The 16,462-nt window shown below is 42.0% G+C and carries 13 protein-coding genes; 10 read left to right on the top strand and 3 right to left on the bottom strand.

Annotated features, from left to right (window positions below; translation table 11 throughout):
- Window positions 1-222 precede the first annotated feature (222 nt).
- From ACESZG_RS14775 to ACESZG_RS14765, 3 genes are all read left to right on the top strand, one after another.
- Window positions 223-1,725 carry an alpha-N-arabinofuranosidase gene (locus ACESZG_RS14775; RefSeq protein ID WP_288674000.1) on the top strand — a complete coding sequence of 501 codons (1,503 nt, stop codon included), beginning with the start codon at window positions 223-225 and terminating at the stop codon, window positions 1,723-1,725.
- Between the two features lie 179 nt (window positions 1,726-1,904).
- Window positions 1,905-2,177, top strand: coding sequence for a DUF6171 family protein (locus ACESZG_RS14770; RefSeq protein ID WP_118758993.1), 273 nt, complete (start codon window positions 1,905-1,907; stop codon window positions 2,175-2,177).
- Window positions 2,174-4,102, top strand: a complete 1,929-nt coding sequence (locus ACESZG_RS14765) for a glycoside hydrolase family 127 protein (RefSeq protein ID WP_373218638.1) — start codon at window positions 2,174-2,176, stop codon at window positions 4,100-4,102. Before ACESZG_RS14770 ends, ACESZG_RS14765 begins: the two co-directional genes overlap by 4 nt.
- Before the next feature lie 96 nt (window positions 4,103-4,198).
- Here the strand turns inward: ACESZG_RS14765 and ACESZG_RS14760 are convergent, their stop codons facing one another.
- Window positions 4,199-5,122, bottom strand: coding sequence for a transcriptional regulator (locus ACESZG_RS14760; RefSeq protein ID WP_022380673.1), 924 nt, complete (start codon window positions 5,120-5,122; stop codon window positions 4,199-4,201).
- A gap of 187 nt (window positions 5,123-5,309) precedes the next feature.
- On the opposite strand from ACESZG_RS14760, the gene ACESZG_RS14755 reads away from it, so the two are divergent.
- Together ACESZG_RS14755 and ACESZG_RS14750 are read left to right on the top strand one after the other, a co-directional pair.
- On the top strand, window positions 5,310-6,266 hold the full coding sequence (locus ACESZG_RS14755; protein WP_227567460.1) for a family 43 glycosylhydrolase: 957 nt from the start codon (window positions 5,310-5,312) through the stop codon (window positions 6,264-6,266).
- A 44-nt stretch (window positions 6,267-6,310) separates the two neighbouring features.
- Window positions 6,311-7,885: a glycoside hydrolase family 43 protein gene (locus ACESZG_RS14750; protein WP_368256418.1), complete on the top strand. Its 1,575-nt coding sequence runs from the start codon at window positions 6,311-6,313 to the stop codon at window positions 7,883-7,885.
- Between the two features lie 53 nt (window positions 7,886-7,938).
- Here ACESZG_RS14750 and ACESZG_RS14745 read toward each other — a convergent pair whose 3' ends face one another.
- Complete coding sequence (locus ACESZG_RS14745) at window positions 7,939-8,862, bottom strand: ArsR/SmtB family transcription factor (RefSeq protein WP_373218636.1); 924 nt, start codon at window positions 8,860-8,862, stop codon at window positions 7,939-7,941.
- A gap of 394 nt (window positions 8,863-9,256) precedes the next feature.
- Between ACESZG_RS14745 and ACESZG_RS14740 the strand changes: the two genes are divergently transcribed.
- The 4 genes from ACESZG_RS14740 (at window position 9,257) to ACESZG_RS14725 (ending at window position 14,403) form a co-directional block, all read left to right on the top strand.
- The gene (locus tag ACESZG_RS14740; protein WP_373218634.1) at window positions 9,257-10,651 is read left to right on the top strand and encodes an ABC transporter substrate-binding protein; all 1,395 of its coding nucleotides are present in this window, start codon (window positions 9,257-9,259) and stop codon (window positions 10,649-10,651) included.
- A 265-nt stretch (window positions 10,652-10,916) separates the two neighbouring features.
- Window positions 10,917-11,816: a sugar ABC transporter permease gene (locus tag ACESZG_RS14735; protein WP_330593985.1), complete on the top strand. Its 900-nt coding sequence runs from the start codon at window positions 10,917-10,919 to the stop codon at window positions 11,814-11,816.
- A gap of 1 nt (window position 11,817) precedes the next feature.
- On the top strand, window positions 11,818-12,693 hold the full coding sequence (locus ACESZG_RS14730) for a carbohydrate ABC transporter permease (protein ID WP_172678313.1): 876 nt from the start codon (window positions 11,818-11,820) through the stop codon (window positions 12,691-12,693).
- A gap of 186 nt (window positions 12,694-12,879) precedes the next feature.
- Entirely contained in the window at window positions 12,880-14,403 is a 1,524-nt protein-coding gene (locus ACESZG_RS14725) for an alpha-N-arabinofuranosidase (RefSeq protein WP_227295588.1), read from the top strand.
- Between the two features lie 111 nt (window positions 14,404-14,514).
- Here the strand turns inward: ACESZG_RS14725 and ACESZG_RS14720 are convergent, their stop codons facing one another.
- Window positions 14,515-15,342, bottom strand: coding sequence for a MurR/RpiR family transcriptional regulator (locus tag ACESZG_RS14720; protein ID WP_026649752.1), 828 nt, complete (start codon window positions 15,340-15,342; stop codon window positions 14,515-14,517).
- Window positions 15,343-15,616: 274 nt separating this feature from the next.
- Here ACESZG_RS14720 and nagB point away from each other — a divergent pair, with 274 nt between their 5' ends.
- Window positions 15,617-16,360: a glucosamine-6-phosphate deaminase gene (gene nagB / locus ACESZG_RS14715; RefSeq protein ID WP_055053331.1), complete on the top strand. Its 744-nt coding sequence runs from the start codon at window positions 15,617-15,619 to the stop codon at window positions 16,358-16,360.
- The last annotated feature ends 102 nt before the right edge of the window (window positions 16,361-16,462 follow it).

Genomic DNA, 16,462 nt, shown 5'->3' with positions numbered 1-16,462 from the left:
CAAAATTCATTCCAGATTGCCTGCGGCAATGGAATTTTGGCTTGTATGTCTCGGGATAGTGGTATGTGAACAGTAACTCTTATACAAAATTATCATAGCAATTTTGCAGAAAATATATTGAATATCAGACAGAAGTTGTGTATAATGAAAAAGCAAAATAAAGTATATTATTTTAGAAAAAGGTAAAATAAAAACCTGAAATCATAAACTGTGGAGGTAAAAATGACTAAGCTTGTAATTAATCCATCAAAGAAACAGAGCAAAATCAACAAAGAAATCTATGGGCATTTCTCAGAGCATCTGGGAAGATGTATCTACGAAGGAATCTATGTAGGTGAGGATTCCCAGATCCCGAATAAGAACGGAATGCGTACAGACGTAGTAGAAGCACTGAAGCATATCAGGATTCCGGTACTTCGCTGGCCGGGTGGATGCTTCGCAGATGAATACCACTGGAAAGACGGTATCGGACCAAAGGAAACACGTAAAAAAATGATTAACACACACTGGGGCGGTGTGGTAGAGGATAACAGCTTTGGTACACATGAATTTTTTGAACTCTGTGAGCAGCTTGGCTGCGAAGCTTATGTTAATGGTAACCTGGGAAGCGGAACAGTTCAGGAAATGTCTGAATGGGTAGAATATATCACATTCGAGGGTGTTTCTCCGATGGCTGACCTCCGTAAGAAAAACGGACATGAGAAACCATGGAAACTGGATTTCTTTGGAGTTGGAAATGAAAACTGGGGATGTGGCGGAAATATGAATCCTGACTTCTATGCAAATGAATACCGCCGTTATCAGACTTATGTCCGCAATTATCATCCGGATCACCCAATCCACAAAGTCTGCTGCGGCGCCAATGTAGATGATTATGAGTGGACTTCCGAAGTATTAAAGACTACACATAATCATTGCCTGAAAGAGCTTCACGGAAATATGGATGGTCTTTCTCTTCATTATTATGTACATCCGGAAGGATGGGAGATCAAGGGAAGTGCTACAGATTTTGATGATAAGGTATGGTATAAGAGTCTGAATAAAGCGCTCTTTATGGAAACTCTGATCGAGCGTCACGGACATATCATGGACGAATATGATCCTGAGAAAAAGATCGGTATGATCGTTGACGAGTGGGGCGCATGGTACACAGTGGAACCAGGCACAAACCCTGGCTTCCTGTATCAGCAGAACACAATGAGAGATGCCCTGATTGCAGGTATTACTTTAAATATCTTTAACAAACACAGTGACAGAGTAAAGATGGCAAACCTTGCGCAGATCGTAAATGTTCTTCAGTCCGTTATCCTTACAGATGGTGCTGATATGATCCTGACACCAACCTATCATGTATTTGATATGTACAAATATCATCAGGATGCAATGCTTGTAGACAGTTCTATCGAAACAGAAACCATCGGTGTGGAAGAAGAGTGGCAGGTACCGAACCTGACAGAATCTGTATCTGTAGCAGAAGACGGAGCTGTACATATCACATTGACAAACCTGTCACTGGATAAAGATTATGAGATCAGAACTATCCTTACAGACTATCAGGTAAATGAAGTTAAAGGTGAGATCGTACACGGCGAAATGCACGAAATGAATACCTTCGAAACACCGGACCAGGTACGTGTAAAAGAATTTAACGAAGTAGAAAAAACAGCAGAAGGAATCAGATTCACAATTCCTAAATGCAGTGTTCTTCATCTGGAAGTAAGATAATTACAAGATTTTTAGTCGAATCAGGTAGTGAAGCGGATGATTTTATTCGCTTGACACAGATAAAGAGTTTTGTATAAAAATGAATGAACTTTACAGATTCACAGAAAATGCCGCTTCTGACAAAACAGGCAGGTATTTTCTGTGAATATTTATAATGGAAACAAAAAGGAGACTAAGGTATGAACGGGAAGCTGCGTGTGTGCAGAAAATGTCTGCCCGGACAGAATAATGAAGAGACTTTTTACGAGGATCTGTCACGCTACATTCAGCGCATGGATGAGGATCTGAAAGTAGACCAGCAGATTTACGAAAAAAGGCTTAACATATGCAGCACCTGTGACCGCTTAATGAATGGGATGTGCAGGCTTTGCGGATGCTTTGTGGAACTGCGGGCTGTACAGAAGGTGCGAAAATGTCCGGATCTGCCGGCAAAATGGGAGGCGCAGAAATGAAAGACGGTTTAAAAGAAGGGTTATTAAATAAGGTAAAAGTAACGGATAAATTCTGGCGAGGATATCAGGAACTGGTAATGAATACAGTAATTCCTTATCAGGAGAAAATATTAAATGATGAGATTCCGGGAGTGGAAAAAAGCCATGCATTGGCAAACTTCCGTATTGCAGCGGGATTGGAAGAGGGTGAATTTTACGGAATGGTTTTCCAGGACAGTGATGTTGCCAAATGGCTGGAAGGTGTAGCGTATGCACTGGAAGTCCGACCGGATGCTGAACTGGAAGAACGTGCAGATAAGGTTATTGAAATCATTGAAAAAGCGCAGCAGGATGACGGTTATCTGAATACTTTTTTCACGATCAAAGAGCCGGAACACCGCTGGCAGAACTTACAGGAATGCCATGAATTATACTGTGCCGGACATATGATGGAAGCAGCGGCGGCTTACTATGAGGTGACTGGAAAAGACCGTCTGCTTCATGTAATGGAGCGCATGGCAGAACATATCGGGAAACGTTTTGGAACAGAAGAAGGTAAAGAACCGGGCATTCCGGGACATCAGGAAATCGAGCTGGGACTTCTGCGTCTCTATGAAGTAACCGGAAAAGAAAATTACAAAGACCTTGCCAGATATTTCATTGAACAGCGTGGAAAAGATCCGGATTACTTTGTCAAAGAGAGGAAAAAAAGAGGCTGGGTTCACTTTGATATGGATGTGCATAACAGAGAATATAACCAGGCACATGCTACTGTCTATGAGCAGAAAGAAGCAGTAGGACACAGTGTCCGTGCAGTTTACATGTATACTGCCATGGCAGAACTGGCTTCTCTTTACAAAGATGAAAAACTCTATCAGGCATGCTGTGATCTCTGGGAGAACATGACTCAGAAGAGAATGTATATCACCGGAGGAATCGGCAGTACCGTAGACGGAGAGGCATTTACCATTGATTATGATTTGCCGAATGACACCGTTTATGCGGAAACCTGCGCATCTATCGGGCTGGTATTTTTTGCAAGAAAGATGCTTGATAATGTGATGGATGGACGCTATGCAGATGTGATGGAACGTGCACTTTATAATGGGATCATCAGCGGAATGCAGCTTGACGGAAAGCGGTTTTTCTATGTAAATCCACTGGAAACAGAACCTGGAGTCAGCGGAAAATTATACGGATATAAGCATGTTCTGCCGGAGCGTCCGGGCTGGTATACATGTGCATGCTGTCCTCCCAATGTAGTGCGTCTGCTGATGTCTCTTGGCAAATATCTGTGGAGTGAGACTGAAGAGGGAGTTTATTCTCATATCCCGGCAGGCACAGAAGCACACTTTGATAAGATGGATGTAACTGTAGAAAGCAACTATCCGTGGGATGGCAGAGTGACCTATCATATAACCGGAAAAACAGAGAAAGAAACCATTCTGGGAATCCATATTCCATCCTGGGTACGTCCGGGTTCTGTTCAGGTACGTATAAATGGAAAAGAGAAGAATATCACTGCAGATGTGGAAAAAGGATATCTGATCCTTAAGAGAGTGTGGGAAAATGATGAAGTAGAACTTGTTTTTCCGATGAAGATCCGCAAGATTTATGCAAACCTTAAAGTAAGGGAAGATGCCGGCTGTGTAGCATTTATGCGCGGGCCGATCGTTTATTGTTTCGAGGGTGTGGACAATCCGGGCCTGCTTCAGTCTTACCACATCTTTGAAGATGCAAAGATGGAAGAGGAAGTCTGCAAAGAAGGCCTGCTGCAAGGCTGCGTCCTGCTTAAGATCAAAGCACGTAAGCTGGAAACAGTGGGAGATTCTCTGTACAGTGATATTGCACCGGTGAGAACGCTGACAACACTGACAGCAGTGCCGTATTACACATGGGGCAACCGCGGAGAAAATCAGATGAGAGTCTGGATGCGCGGAGAATAACCGGAGAATCAGATGAAATATAAAACAAAAGCAAGGAACTATGTGGCAAAACACATCGGTTCCTTGCTTTTTGCTGTTTTCAGATATTCTGTAAAGTTATACATTTGGAGTATAATGCACTTTCACATTAATATCCTGATTATAGTTTCCGAAATCTTTTCCGAAGAGTGTCAGACCGCCAATATTCTGAGATGGTTCATCCACCTGGAAACGGAATACCATATCATCCTGAGAGGTAAAAGTGAGCTGCTGTGTATTCACATCAGAGATCTTTAATCCATCGATAAATGTACCGTGACGGTCAATGACAAGCATCTTCAGAAGACCATACTGATTCCAGTTCGGGAACCACCAGTCGGGAGTGAACATACCGTGGACATCACCGAAATCTCCGGGGCTTGTCCAGGTTCCGACCTTTGTATTATTCAGGAAAAAGGAAATATCAGAAGGCCAGTCACTGTTGACTCCGGGAGCTTCTGAACTGATTTCAAAGGAGAGTGTCAGCCGGTCAATCTTCTGTCCCGGAGGCAGCATATTTGGAATGCGGTAATCAATAAATCCCCGTCCAAACCATAAAATCTTTGCATCTACATGGCTCGGATGAGCAAAATAACGAGGATCATCTACCTCACCGATGAGATTATCGGTAGTAGACAGCCCACAGGTTGGATAGACAGAATAATTAAAGTAGTTGCCGATCGGAATGTCAATAGAGTAACTATCCTCAGCCGGGCTGTCATTGTTAGAGGCAATATCAACCAGGATCTTGTCAACATTAATGCGACAGACCTTCTGGTTTCCGTGGCCGGAATGCTCTGGAAGAATTGCGAGAATTCCGGATTCTTCGAGTTTCTTTACATGGCTGGTCAGGGCACCGTTGGTAATCCCCAGACTGGAAGCCAGTTCATTCATATTCATTTCCTGATGCTCAAGGAGAGTCTGGATCAGCCGTATGCGGATGTCAGAACCAAGAGCTTTGAAGACAGGGACCGCCTGCTCCAGACTTTTAATATATAACATAACGGATTTCCCTTTCTGTTAAAAATGATTTTGTAACGTTTACGGTAAATTATAACGAATCTGAAAAAAATGTGCAACGAAAAGAAAAAAATATAGTTGATATTTTCTGAAAAATGCAGTACAATTTTAAATATATAAAAAATAATTTATATAAACCTAAAATAAAAAGCAAACAGGGGGACATACAATGAGTGAAGAACTTAAGTATAATGAGCCATGGATTCTGCAGAGAGCAGATCCATATGTTTACCGCCACACAGATGGAAACTATTATTTTACAGCATCCATACCGGCCTATGACCGGATTGTGCTGAGAAGAAGCGAAACTCTGGCAGGACTGAAAGATGCGGAAGAAGTGACAGTCTGGGAGAAACACAAAGAAGGAATCATGAGCGAACATATCTGGGCGCCGGAGCTTCATTATCTGGATGGTAAATGGTATATCTATTTTGCAGGTGGGGACAAAGATGATGTTTGGGCAATCCGCCCATATGTGTTGGAATGTGCAGATACAGATCCGCTTACAGGAGTCTGGACAGAGAAAGGTAAGATGGGACGTGCGGATGCAGATGAATTTTCTTTTGAAGCTTTCTCTCTGGATGCAACAGTATTTGAAAACAAGGGAAAACATTACTATGTATGGGCTGAGAAGGTAGGAGTCGGCAAGCAGATTTCCAACCTTTATATTGGTGAAATGGAAACTCCGTATAAACTGAAAACCGTCCAGGTACTTCTCACTTCACCGGATTATGACTGGGAAAGAGTTGGGTTCTGGGTGAATGAAGGACCGGCAGTTATTCATCATGACGGCAGGATTTATCTTACCTATTCTGCATCTGAGACAGGCACTGCATATTGCATGGGAATGCTTACAGCAGATGAAAATTCTGATCTTCTTGATCCGAAATCCTGGACAAAAGAACGTTATCCGGTTCTTCGTACAGATGAGTCCAGAGGAATCTATGGACCGGGGCATAATTCCTTTACTGAAGACGAAGAAGGAAACCCGATCATGGTTTATCATGCGAGAACAGAAGCAGAGATTGAAGGAAATCCGCTGTACAATCCAAACCGTCATGCCATGCTGATGAAAATCCGCTGGGATGAAAAAACAGGCGCACCGATATTTTCTTACGAAGATTAACGTAACCTGAGATGGGATAATATTTGGAAAACAGGAGAACTGGTATGAGAAAAAAATGGGGAATAATTCTGGGGCTGACAGGAATGATGCTTCTCGGATCACAGAGTATATATGCTGCGGAAGCTGCTGATGGCACAGCAGAGACAACAGATGCGGCAAACGAAAAAGAAACAGCAGGCGCAGATGATATTGAGAGCAAGATTAAGAAAGGTGGCTTTACTGCCGGAGCTTCCGTGCATGATCCATCTGTCATCAAAGACAATGACACTTACTATATCTTTGGCTCCCATATGGAATCTGCGAAGTCCACAGATCTGAGAAACTGGACCGGTTTTTCCTCCGGGGTCAATGCAGAGAATAAGCTGTTTGACAATCTTTTTGACGGAGAAGAAGACGGCGATCCGGCAGCGTTTACTTATGTAGGAAAGAACGAGGAAGGTGGTTATTCCGTGTGGGCACCGGATGTCATCTATAACAAAAAAATGGGAAAATATGTGATGTATTTCTGTACCACATCTTCTTATGTGAAATCCAATATCTGTTTTGCAACAGCAGACGACATTGAAGGTCCGTATCACTATGAGGATACATTCCTGTACTCTGGTTATAGCTATCATGATGTTAAGGAAAGTAATATCGAAGAACTGATGGGAACAGACCCGAGGCCATATACAGCAGCGTCTTATGACAACAATAACTGGCCAAACTGTATTGATCCGGATGTTTTTTATGATGAAGACGGGCGTATGTGGATGGTTTATGGATCCTGGTCCGGCGGTATTTTTCTGATTGAGATTGATGAAGAGACCGGCTATCCGATTTATCCGGAAGCAGACGAAGAAAATCATGTGGACAGCTATTATGGTAAGAAACTTCTCGGTGGTTATCACAACTCCATCGAAGGCCCGCATATTATGTATGATGAGACCAGTGGATACTATTATCTGTTTTTGTCCTATGGAAATCTGCAGGCAAAAGGAGGTTATCAGATGCGACTCTTCCGCTGTGACACTGTGGACGGAACTTATACAGATGCAGCAGGGAAGGATATGTATTTATTTGTGGAGCATAAAGATCATGGGCTGAAAATGATGGGAAATTATACATTCCCAAGTCTTACCCAGACCTATATGGCACCAGGCGGCCAGACCGCATTTGAAGATGAAGATGGTAAATTATACCTGGTCTATCATCAGCGTTTTGCTAAAACCGGAGAACTTCATGAGCCTCGCGTACATCAGTTGTTCCGCACAAAAGACGGATGGCTGGTTGCTGCGCCATTTGCCACAGACGGCGAGACGTTGAAAGAGGATGGATATTCCGGGGATGAAATCAAGGGTACTTTTTATCTGGTAAACCATGGTACGGATATTTCGGACAAAGTACATAAACCGCAGAGAATTCAGCTTAATGCAGACGGAACAGTTACCGGAGAAGAACTGGAAGGCACATGGGAAGCGGAAGAAGGCACACCATATATTGATGTGACTCTCGGTGAAAATATTTATACAGGAGTTGTCCTGGCAATGACCGATGAGGCAGGCAATGATACGATGTGCTTCAGCGCTAAGGGTGACAATAATGAAACCATATGGGGTGTGAAATATCTGTTTTCATAAATGGCTGTGGGAGTATTCGGGGCAGCATATAAATCTGAAGTCAGGCGGAAAAATCAGAGGTTTTTGGGATGATATCCGATGGTAATCCGTATATGCTGGTTATAATCTCCGAAACCTGCACCAAAAAGGGTACACCCGCCGGGATGTTCGGCGCCCGGAAGAACAGAAAAGCGCAATTTCATAACGGACTGATCAGTGAGTGCAAGCTGTCTGGTGGAAACATCGGACAGCTTTTCTGTGTCCAGAAAAGTGCCTTCAGGGGTGATCGTCAGTTTTTTCAGCAAACCATACTGATTCAGAAAAGAAAACCACCAGGAAGGATTGTATTTCCCTCTGCGGTCCCCATAATCACCAGGGCTGGTCCAGGTGCCAAGGATTACACCGTTCAGGGAAAAGGTAATATCAGAAGGCCACACATTACAGAATCGGGGGGCTTCGGAACTGATCTCAAAGGAAACTGTCAGTTCTTCAATCACGCTGTGATCAGGGATGAAATTGGGCAGTATATACTCCAGATATCCGGTGGTGAACCAGACGATCCTTGCCTGGCGGCTGCCTGGGTGTATGAAATACCGTGGCTGATCCAACTGTCCCACAAAAGAAGTAGAAGTTGCCATACCACAGGTGGGAGTTACCGAGAAATCAGAAAAATGTCCCACGCCGATTTCTGCACTGTAAGTCTGCAGATCAGGACCGTAAAGCGCCATATTTACCAGAAGCTGATCCCAGTCTTTTATAAAATAGCAGCGTTTCTGTGTTCCGTGTGTGAGAGATTCATCCCTGAATTCTATCAGCCCGGCTTCAGCCAGAAGATTAAGGTGAGGGGACAGGGTTGTAACAGGGATTTTCAGGCTTTGTGCAATTTGCTTAATGTTCAGACCTTCTTTTTCCTGAATCAGACGCAAGATCTGTACACGGACAGGGGAACCGAGAGCTTTGAAGATGGCGAGACCATCGGAAACAGAACAGGATTTCATGTAAAAACCTCCTTTTGACTGTATTTACAGGCATATAACACTAAATAAGAACTTTTAGGAAAATACGTTTTGATTAGTTATTTTATCATAAAATTAGTTAAAAAAACATAGGAAAATAGCAAAAAAATAGATAGAATGACGAATGAATATCAGACATTTATTTTAGATAAAACTAAAATAATAAAAATAAATCAAAAATATATTGACATTTACAGGAATAAATTATATAATATCAACATAAACCGGAGCTGAAAATAAAAAAGTTGTGCAAAATAACCATGACAAAAAGAAGAGCTATATATTTTAAAAAAATACGAAATAATTATGGAGATTGTACAATAGCATCATTGAAACCGGAAGAGCGCAAAGAAATGCAAAAAAGGAGGATCTTTTTATGAAGAGAAGAAAATTGTTCGCGTTACTTATGACTGCAGCTATGGCAGTGTCCAGCATGAGTATGGCAGTGAATGTCTTTGCAGAAGAAGACACAACAGAGGAAACTGCTGAGAGCGAAGAACCGGCTGAGGGAGAACCTACCGCCGTAACAACCGTAGGTCCTGATGATGGAACAAAATTCGAAATGTGGTCATTCGTAGACCTGCACAATGAATTTTACGGAAAAATGGTAGACAAATGGAACGAAGAGAATCCGGACAAACAGATCCAGATTACATTCAGTACATATCCATACTCTGATATGCATAACAAATTAATGATGTCCTTACAGGCAGGATCCGGTGCTCCTGACCTCTGCGATATCGAGATTGGACAGTTCCCGAACTATTCCGGCGATGACAGTCCTCTGTATTCCATGAATGATGCACTTGCTCCATATGAAGATACAATGGTGCAGTCCAGACTTGATGTTTATTCTAAAGCTGACGGAACAAGACTTGGTGTTCCTTTCCATGTAGGTGCAACTGTTATGTACTGGAACGCAGATCTTCTTGAATCCTACGGATTAGATTACAAATCTGTAAAGACATGGGATGATTATACAAAACTTGGTGAAGAGTTAAAAGAAGCTTCCAATGGTGAAGTGTATTTAACATCTGTTGATACAGGCGGTGTTGACTGGATGTGGCTTGCAATGGCTGAGAACGGTGAAGATTGGACAGGCGGTCCGGATGGAACTGTAAATGTACAGCTTGATTCTGTAAAAGAAATGCTCACAATGCAGCAGAACTGGTTAAATGATGGAATCGCAATGGTATCCACAGACGGACATGTTGACCTTGAAGCTGGTTTCTCCAACATCATGGAAGGTAAAATTGCTTCCTTCCCGAAAGCTATGTGGTACATGAGCCGTTTCAAAGATTATATGCCAGAGATGGAAGGCAAATATGACATCACAACATGCCCTGTATTTGAAGAAGGACAGAAATGTTCCGTTGGTATCGGTGGTACAGGTACTGTTGTAACAAATCAATGTGAGAATCCTGAACTTGCAGCTGAATGGCTTGCATGGGCTAAATGCTCTGAAGAAGGTGAAAACCTGATCTGGAATGAACTTGGATTTGATGTCTGCAACACAGCTTTATGGTCTGATGAAGCGTTTGCTTATGATGAGTCCAATACATATAACACATTCTTCCGCGTAAAGCCATACGAAGTGCTGAATGAACTTGCTGAAAATGATGCAATCGGAACTGTTTATACAACAAAGAACTCTCCGACACTGAACGACTACATGTGTACAACAACTCTGAACAATGTATTAGAGGATGGCATGGATGTAGAAGAAGCGCTTCAGGATGCACAGGATTATCTTGATTTCGAGTGTGAATAATAAAATGATAATGGTTCACTGATCAAGTGAATAAAGAACGGTTACTGCAGTGGCCGAAATGCTATGGGAGGCCAGGGAACCGCATTCCCTGACCTCCTCTACTGTTATCCTGGTGAGAAATGAGATTTTCACAGGATGTGGAGTCTGATTTCTTTTCAGGATAATGGTAATAAGAAAAAAGAAATTATCTGTGACTGTTCAGTAAATCATGATTCTGTGAGATACTGAAAAGTTACCGCTATTTTTAGAAGAGGAGGAATTCATTGTGAATAAAGTGAAAAAGATGCTCTATTCTCAGAAGGTGGCACCCTACGTATTCGTACTTCCGTTTGTTATCAGCCTTCTGGTATTCTGGTTATATCCGCTCATCAGTGGTATTGTAATGAGTTTTCAGGATATTTCGTTTGGCGGTTCTCAGTGGGTTGGTCTGAAGCATTATCAGAAACTGGCTTCCGATAAGTTCTTCAAGACGGCTGTATTTAACAGTGTGGAATACATGCTTTTGACACTGCTCCTGCTGATTCCAATCCCAATGATGCTTGCAGTACTGATGGAAAGCCGTCTTACCAAAGCCAAAGGCGTATGGAAAGTGATCATGTACATTCCGGCACTTACATCTGTAGTTATTTCCGGTATGTTATTCCGATTGATGTTCTCAGAAGGTGATAACGGACAGATGAACCAGTTAATGCATTTGCTTGGAAATGCAAGTATTCCATGGCTGAAAGCAAAGACTACCGGATGGATAGCTCTGTTATTACTCTGTATGTGGAGATGGACAGGTGTTAACATGCTGTATTTTATTTCCGGTTTAAAGAGTATTGATACATCTCTTTATGAATCAGCAGATATCGACGGTGCCAATGCAAAACAGAAATTCTGGTATGTGACACTGCCGCTTCTGAAACCGACAACCATCTATGTTATTACAATTTCCGTATATGCCGGTCTGTCCATGTTCCTTGAGAGTTTCATGTTGTGGAATGGTAACTCCTCACCGAAGAACATTGGTCTTACTATCGTAGGATATCTGTATAAACGTGGTATTGAGAAAAATGATATGGGTTATGCGTGTGCTGTAGGTATGGTGCTTCTGGTCATTGCCCTGGCTATCAATGTTGTCCAGCTTGTGGCAACAGGAACATTCAAGAAGGAGGAAAAGTGATATGGCAAAAACAGCAGCTCAGCCAAAGACAATGGAATCAAATCATAAAGTTGCGTCTGTATTATCCACAGGGCTTTTCGCTATCCTCTGTGTGCTGATCGCATTCCCGCTTCTTGCAGGTTTCTTCGCTTCCTTCCAGGAAGGCCGTGAAGTGGTTATGAAAGGTATGTCCCTGAATCTTGATTTTTCCAAGATGCATCTGGATAACTACAAATACCTGTTTTCCGGAAATGAGGATTCCCGAAAATATTTCATGTGGTATAAAAACAGTCTGATCCTGACACTGATCACAGTAGTTCTGACACTGCTGGTATGCTACTTCATCGCATACGGTCTGACCATGTACAAATTTAAACTTCAGGGATTTTTATTCTTCCTGGTAATCGCAACTATGTGTGTTCCTTTTGAAATCCTGATGCTTCCTCTGTATAACGAAGTTACATCTCTTGGAATCATCAATACAAGAGCCGGTGTTATTCTCCCCGGACTATGTGGTGCGTCGACGATTTTCTTCTTTAAACAGTACATGCAGAGTCTTCCGAAAGAGCTTCTGGATGCAGGAAGAATCGACGGATGCACAGAGTATGGTATCAGTGTTAAGATTATGATGCCGATCACCAAACCGGCATTTGCATCCATGGCAATCCTCTGTGCAATGGGTTCCTGGAACAACATGTTATGGCCGATGCTGGTATTCCGTGATACAAGTAAATTTACACTGCAGATCGGTCTGAATACACTGCTGACACCTTATGGAAATAACTACAACCTTCTGATCGCAGGTTCCATGTTCGGTATTCTTCCAATCCTGATCATCTACCTGATCTTCCAGAGATACCTGATCGATGGTATGACATCCGGTGCTGTTAAGGGTTGATCAAAAGTTGTAAATATTCAAATCGTAACTTGCTGACATGATATAAAATGAGCTGTCCCATTGAGTTTTGAAATTAATGTTACTGTAACCGGTGATCATTTGACATTACTTATGAGGCAGCTCAAATAATATAACGACAAACTAATTTCTCAAACTAAATTTAAGAACGGAGGTTCAAAAAACATTATGGCAAAACAGGCAAAAATGGTAGTGGACAAAGCATTCTCCATTTCCAAAATCGACAAAAGAATTTACGGTTCCTTTATTGAACATCTGGGAAGAGCTGTATACGATGGAATTTATCAGCCGGGACATCCGCTTTCCAATGCTGACGGATTCCGTAAAGATGTTATTGATCTGGTAAAAGAACTGGACGTGCCGATCGTACGTTATCCGGGCGGAAACTTTGTATCCAACTTTTACTGGGAAGACAGTGTAGGTCCGGTTGAGGAAAGACCTCACAGACTGGAACTTGCATGGAAAAGTCTGGAAAAGAACGAAGTAGGACTTCATGAATTTAAGAAATGGGCAGACGCAGCAAATTCAGAAGTGATGATGGCAGTCAATCTCGGAACAAGAGGAATCACAGATGCCTGCAACCTTCTGGAATACTGCAACCATCCGGGCGGAACCAAATACAGTGATCTCCGTATCAAACACGGACAGAAAGATCCATACGGATTCAAAACATGGTGCCTCGGAAACGAAATGGACGGTCCGTGGCAGATCGGTCACAAGACTATGGATGAGTACGGAAGACTGGCAGAAGAAACAGCCAAAGCAATGAAACTCATCGATCCGTCTATCGAGTTCGTTGTATGCGGAAGTTCCAACAAAGATATGCCGACCTTCGCACTCTGGGAAGATCATGTACTGAGCCACACTTATGATTATGTAGATTATTTATCCCTTCATACATACTATGGAAACCGTTCTGACGACAGCAATGACTTCCTTGCAAAATCCGATGATATGGACGAATTTATCCACACCATTATCGCAACCTGCGATTATGTAAAAGCGAAAAAACGCAGCAAAAAGAATATGTACCTCAGCTTTGATGAGTGGAATGTATGGTATCATTCAAATGCTGCTGACAATGATATCACAGAGAATCATCCGTGGCAGATAGCGCCGCCGCTTCTTGAGGATATTTATAACTTCGAGGATGCCCTGCTGGTAGGTCTGATGCTGATTGTTCTGATCCGCCATTCAGACAGAGTGAAAGTGGCATGCCTTGCACAGCTCATCAACGTTATCGCTCCGATCATGACTGACCCTAATGGCGGCGGTTCCTGGAAACAGACTATTTTCTATCCGTTTATGCATGCTTCCAAATATGGACGTGGTGTTGCGCTCCAGCCGGTAATCTCATCCACTGAGCATGAGACAAGCGGACACGGAAGCATCACAGATATTGAAGCAGTTGCTGTTTACAATGAAGAGAAAGAAGAAGTTACTGTCTTTGCAGTAAACAGAAATCTGAAAGAGGATGTTGTTCTTAATACAGATGTAAGAAGCTTCGAAGGCTACAGAGTTGCTGAGCATATCGTACTTGAAAGCGATGACCTGAAGGTAGTCAATGCTTTCGGACAGGAAAATGTAAAACCAAAGACAACACAGCAGACAACAATGGACAATGGGGAATTGACAAGTATGCTGCATAAAGCATCATGGAATGTGATCCGTCTTGTAAAAGACAATAAATAAAAATAATCCCTCTTAAGTAGACAAGGTAAATAACCAAAATCTTCTTAAGAGGGATTTTCTATGGCTATTTTGGCAGTGGATAGTGTCGGGAATGTTTCCTGCATATCAGAATTATTTAATCAGAAATGGCTGAAGTGTCTGTATCGTATATTCATGCAGAGCTTCTTTTTTGCTCCTGTCAATCTGCAGATAATGTGCATAAAGTACATCCAGAACCAGCAAAATAGGAAACTGTGGGGAAATGATATTTCCATATTCCAGATGTTCCATGCTTGCGAAGATGAGCGTCTCATCGCAGAAGTCCTGATAGGATTTGTCCTGTCTTGCGGTCATAAGAAGTGTATAAGCTCCGTGCTGATGTGCAGCCTTCAGAGAAGAGATAATATCATCCGTCTGTCCGCTGACACTGATACCGATGACCAGACAGTTCTCATCCAGAATAACAGAATTCACCTTCATAATATGACTGTCTGTAACTGCTTCGATATTCAGTCCAATACGCATGAAACGAAGCTTCATCTCCTGAGCTACGAGACCGGAACTGCCTCTTCCGTAAACATAAACACGAGGTTTGGAAACCAGCAGATTTGTGATCCGTGTGATCTGCGCTTTGTCCAGCAGAGCGTTAGATTTATTCAGAAGTTCCTGATAAGTATTAAATTCCGATACTTCAAAATTCGGAATATTTTCTTCGGGACCTGGTGCCAGGCTCTGCTTATACTCATAAATAAATTCTCTGTATCCGTGAAATCCACATTTCTGGGCGAAACGTGAAAGTGAAGCTTCAGATACATAAAGAAGCCCGGAAATATTTCTGGAAGAAAAATCCTGCTCTTCAGTATTATGAATAAAGAAATCGGCGATTGTTCTTTCCAGCGGAGTGAATGTATGGTAATAAGATTCAATTAAAGGAATAATTTTATGTTTGTTTAATGACATATGGAATCCTTTCTGTATGGTGGAATTGCTATAGATTACTATAACATTGTAGAATTTGTTTCACAAGGAGAATGTAAATATTTTCATGAAAAATATAAACAAGGAAAGTAATTTCGGCAAGCTTTAAAAACCGAACTGCAAAATGGCTCAAAATAATAAAAAATGAAAGAAGATTCTAAAAACAATACATTCATTGAAAATAGAACCAACGGGAATTATAATGAGTTTATAACAAATCGGAAGTGTCAGATGACACGCAAAAAAGGAGAAAACTATGATTATTTATGTAGGTAAAGATTATCAGGACGTAAGCAGAAAAGCAGCTAATATCATGTCTGCCCAGATTATTATGAAACCAAACGCAGTTCTTGGACTGGCAACAGGCTCTACACCGGTCGGATTATATAAACAGCTTATCGAGTGGTACAACAAAGGTGACCTTGATTTCTCACAGATCACATCTGTAAACCTGGATGAGTATAAAGGACTTTCCGGTGACAACGACCAGAGCTATCGTTATTTCATGAACACAAACCTGTTCGATCATGTAAACATTGACAAAAACAAAACCTATGTACCAAATGGACTGGAAGAAGACAGCGACAAAGCATGTGCAGATTATAATGAGATCATCCGCAGTGTAGGTGGAATTGATATCCAGCTTCTGGGAATTGGCGGAAACGGACATATTGGTTTCAATGAACCCGGAGAAGCTTTTGAGAAGGAAACTCATTGTGTAGACCTTACAGAAAGCACTATCAAGGCAAATGCAAGATTTTTTGAAAGTATGGATGAAGTTCCGAAACAGGCATACACCATGGGAATCAAGAACATTATGGCAGCAAAGAAAATTCTTCTTGTAGCAACAGGAAGTGCCAAGGCAGATGCTTTGTACAAATCTCTGTACGGACCGATCACACCGAATGTACCTGCATCTATCCTTCAGCTTCATCAGGATGTAACTGTAGTGGCAGATGAAGATGCTTTAAGTCTTATTAAAGAAAAAGGACTTTTATAATACCGGCTCTTGTGTGATAATAACAGTATCAGTGGAAAGAATTGCCTGACAGAGATAAAGTCAGGGAAATACTTAATAATTCACTTCAGCGAGAAAAGAGGC

It is taken from the genome of Blautia sp. Marseille-P2398 (genome assembly GCF_964240315.1).
Classification (GTDB): Bacteria; Bacillota; Clostridia; order Lachnospirales; family Lachnospiraceae; genus Blautia_A; species Blautia_A wexlerae.
Note: the sequence above shows the minus strand (reverse complement) of the source record. Positions and strands in the feature narration are given on the sequence as shown.

Excerpts from the sequence above, each read along its gene's own strand:
- ACESZG_RS14765 (WP_373218638.1), top strand. The coding sequence starts at position 2,174 with ATGAAAGACGGTTTAAAAGAAGGGTTATTAAATAAGGTAAAAGTAACG.
- ACESZG_RS14740 (WP_373218634.1), top strand. The coding sequence starts at position 9,257 with ATGAAGAGAAGAAAATTGTTCGCGTTACTTATGACTGCAGCTATGGCA.
- ACESZG_RS14720 (WP_026649752.1), bottom strand. The coding sequence starts at position 15,342 with ATGTCATTAAACAAACATAAAATTATTCCTTTAATTGAATCTTATTAC.
- ACESZG_RS14750 (WP_368256418.1), top strand. The coding sequence starts at position 6,311 with ATGAGAAAAAAATGGGGAATAATTCTGGGGCTGACAGGAATGATGCTT.
- ACESZG_RS14725 (WP_227295588.1), top strand. The coding sequence starts at position 12,880 with ATGGCAAAACAGGCAAAAATGGTAGTGGACAAAGCATTCTCCATTTCC.
- nagB (WP_055053331.1), top strand. The coding sequence starts at position 15,617 with ATGATTATTTATGTAGGTAAAGATTATCAGGACGTAAGCAGAAAAGCA.
- ACESZG_RS14745 (WP_373218636.1), bottom strand. The coding sequence starts at position 8,862 with ATGAAATCCTGTTCTGTTTCCGATGGTCTCGCCATCTTCAAAGCTCTC.
- ACESZG_RS14760 (WP_022380673.1), bottom strand. The coding sequence starts at position 5,122 with ATGTTATATATTAAAAGTCTGGAGCAGGCGGTCCCTGTCTTCAAAGCT.
- ACESZG_RS14775 (WP_288674000.1), top strand. The coding sequence starts at position 223 with ATGACTAAGCTTGTAATTAATCCATCAAAGAAACAGAGCAAAATCAAC.
- ACESZG_RS14755 (WP_227567460.1), top strand. The coding sequence starts at position 5,310 with ATGAGTGAAGAACTTAAGTATAATGAGCCATGGATTCTGCAGAGAGCA.
- ACESZG_RS14770 (WP_118758993.1), top strand. The coding sequence starts at position 1,905 with ATGAACGGGAAGCTGCGTGTGTGCAGAAAATGTCTGCCCGGACAGAAT.
- ACESZG_RS14730 (WP_172678313.1), top strand. The coding sequence starts at position 11,818 with ATGGCAAAAACAGCAGCTCAGCCAAAGACAATGGAATCAAATCATAAA.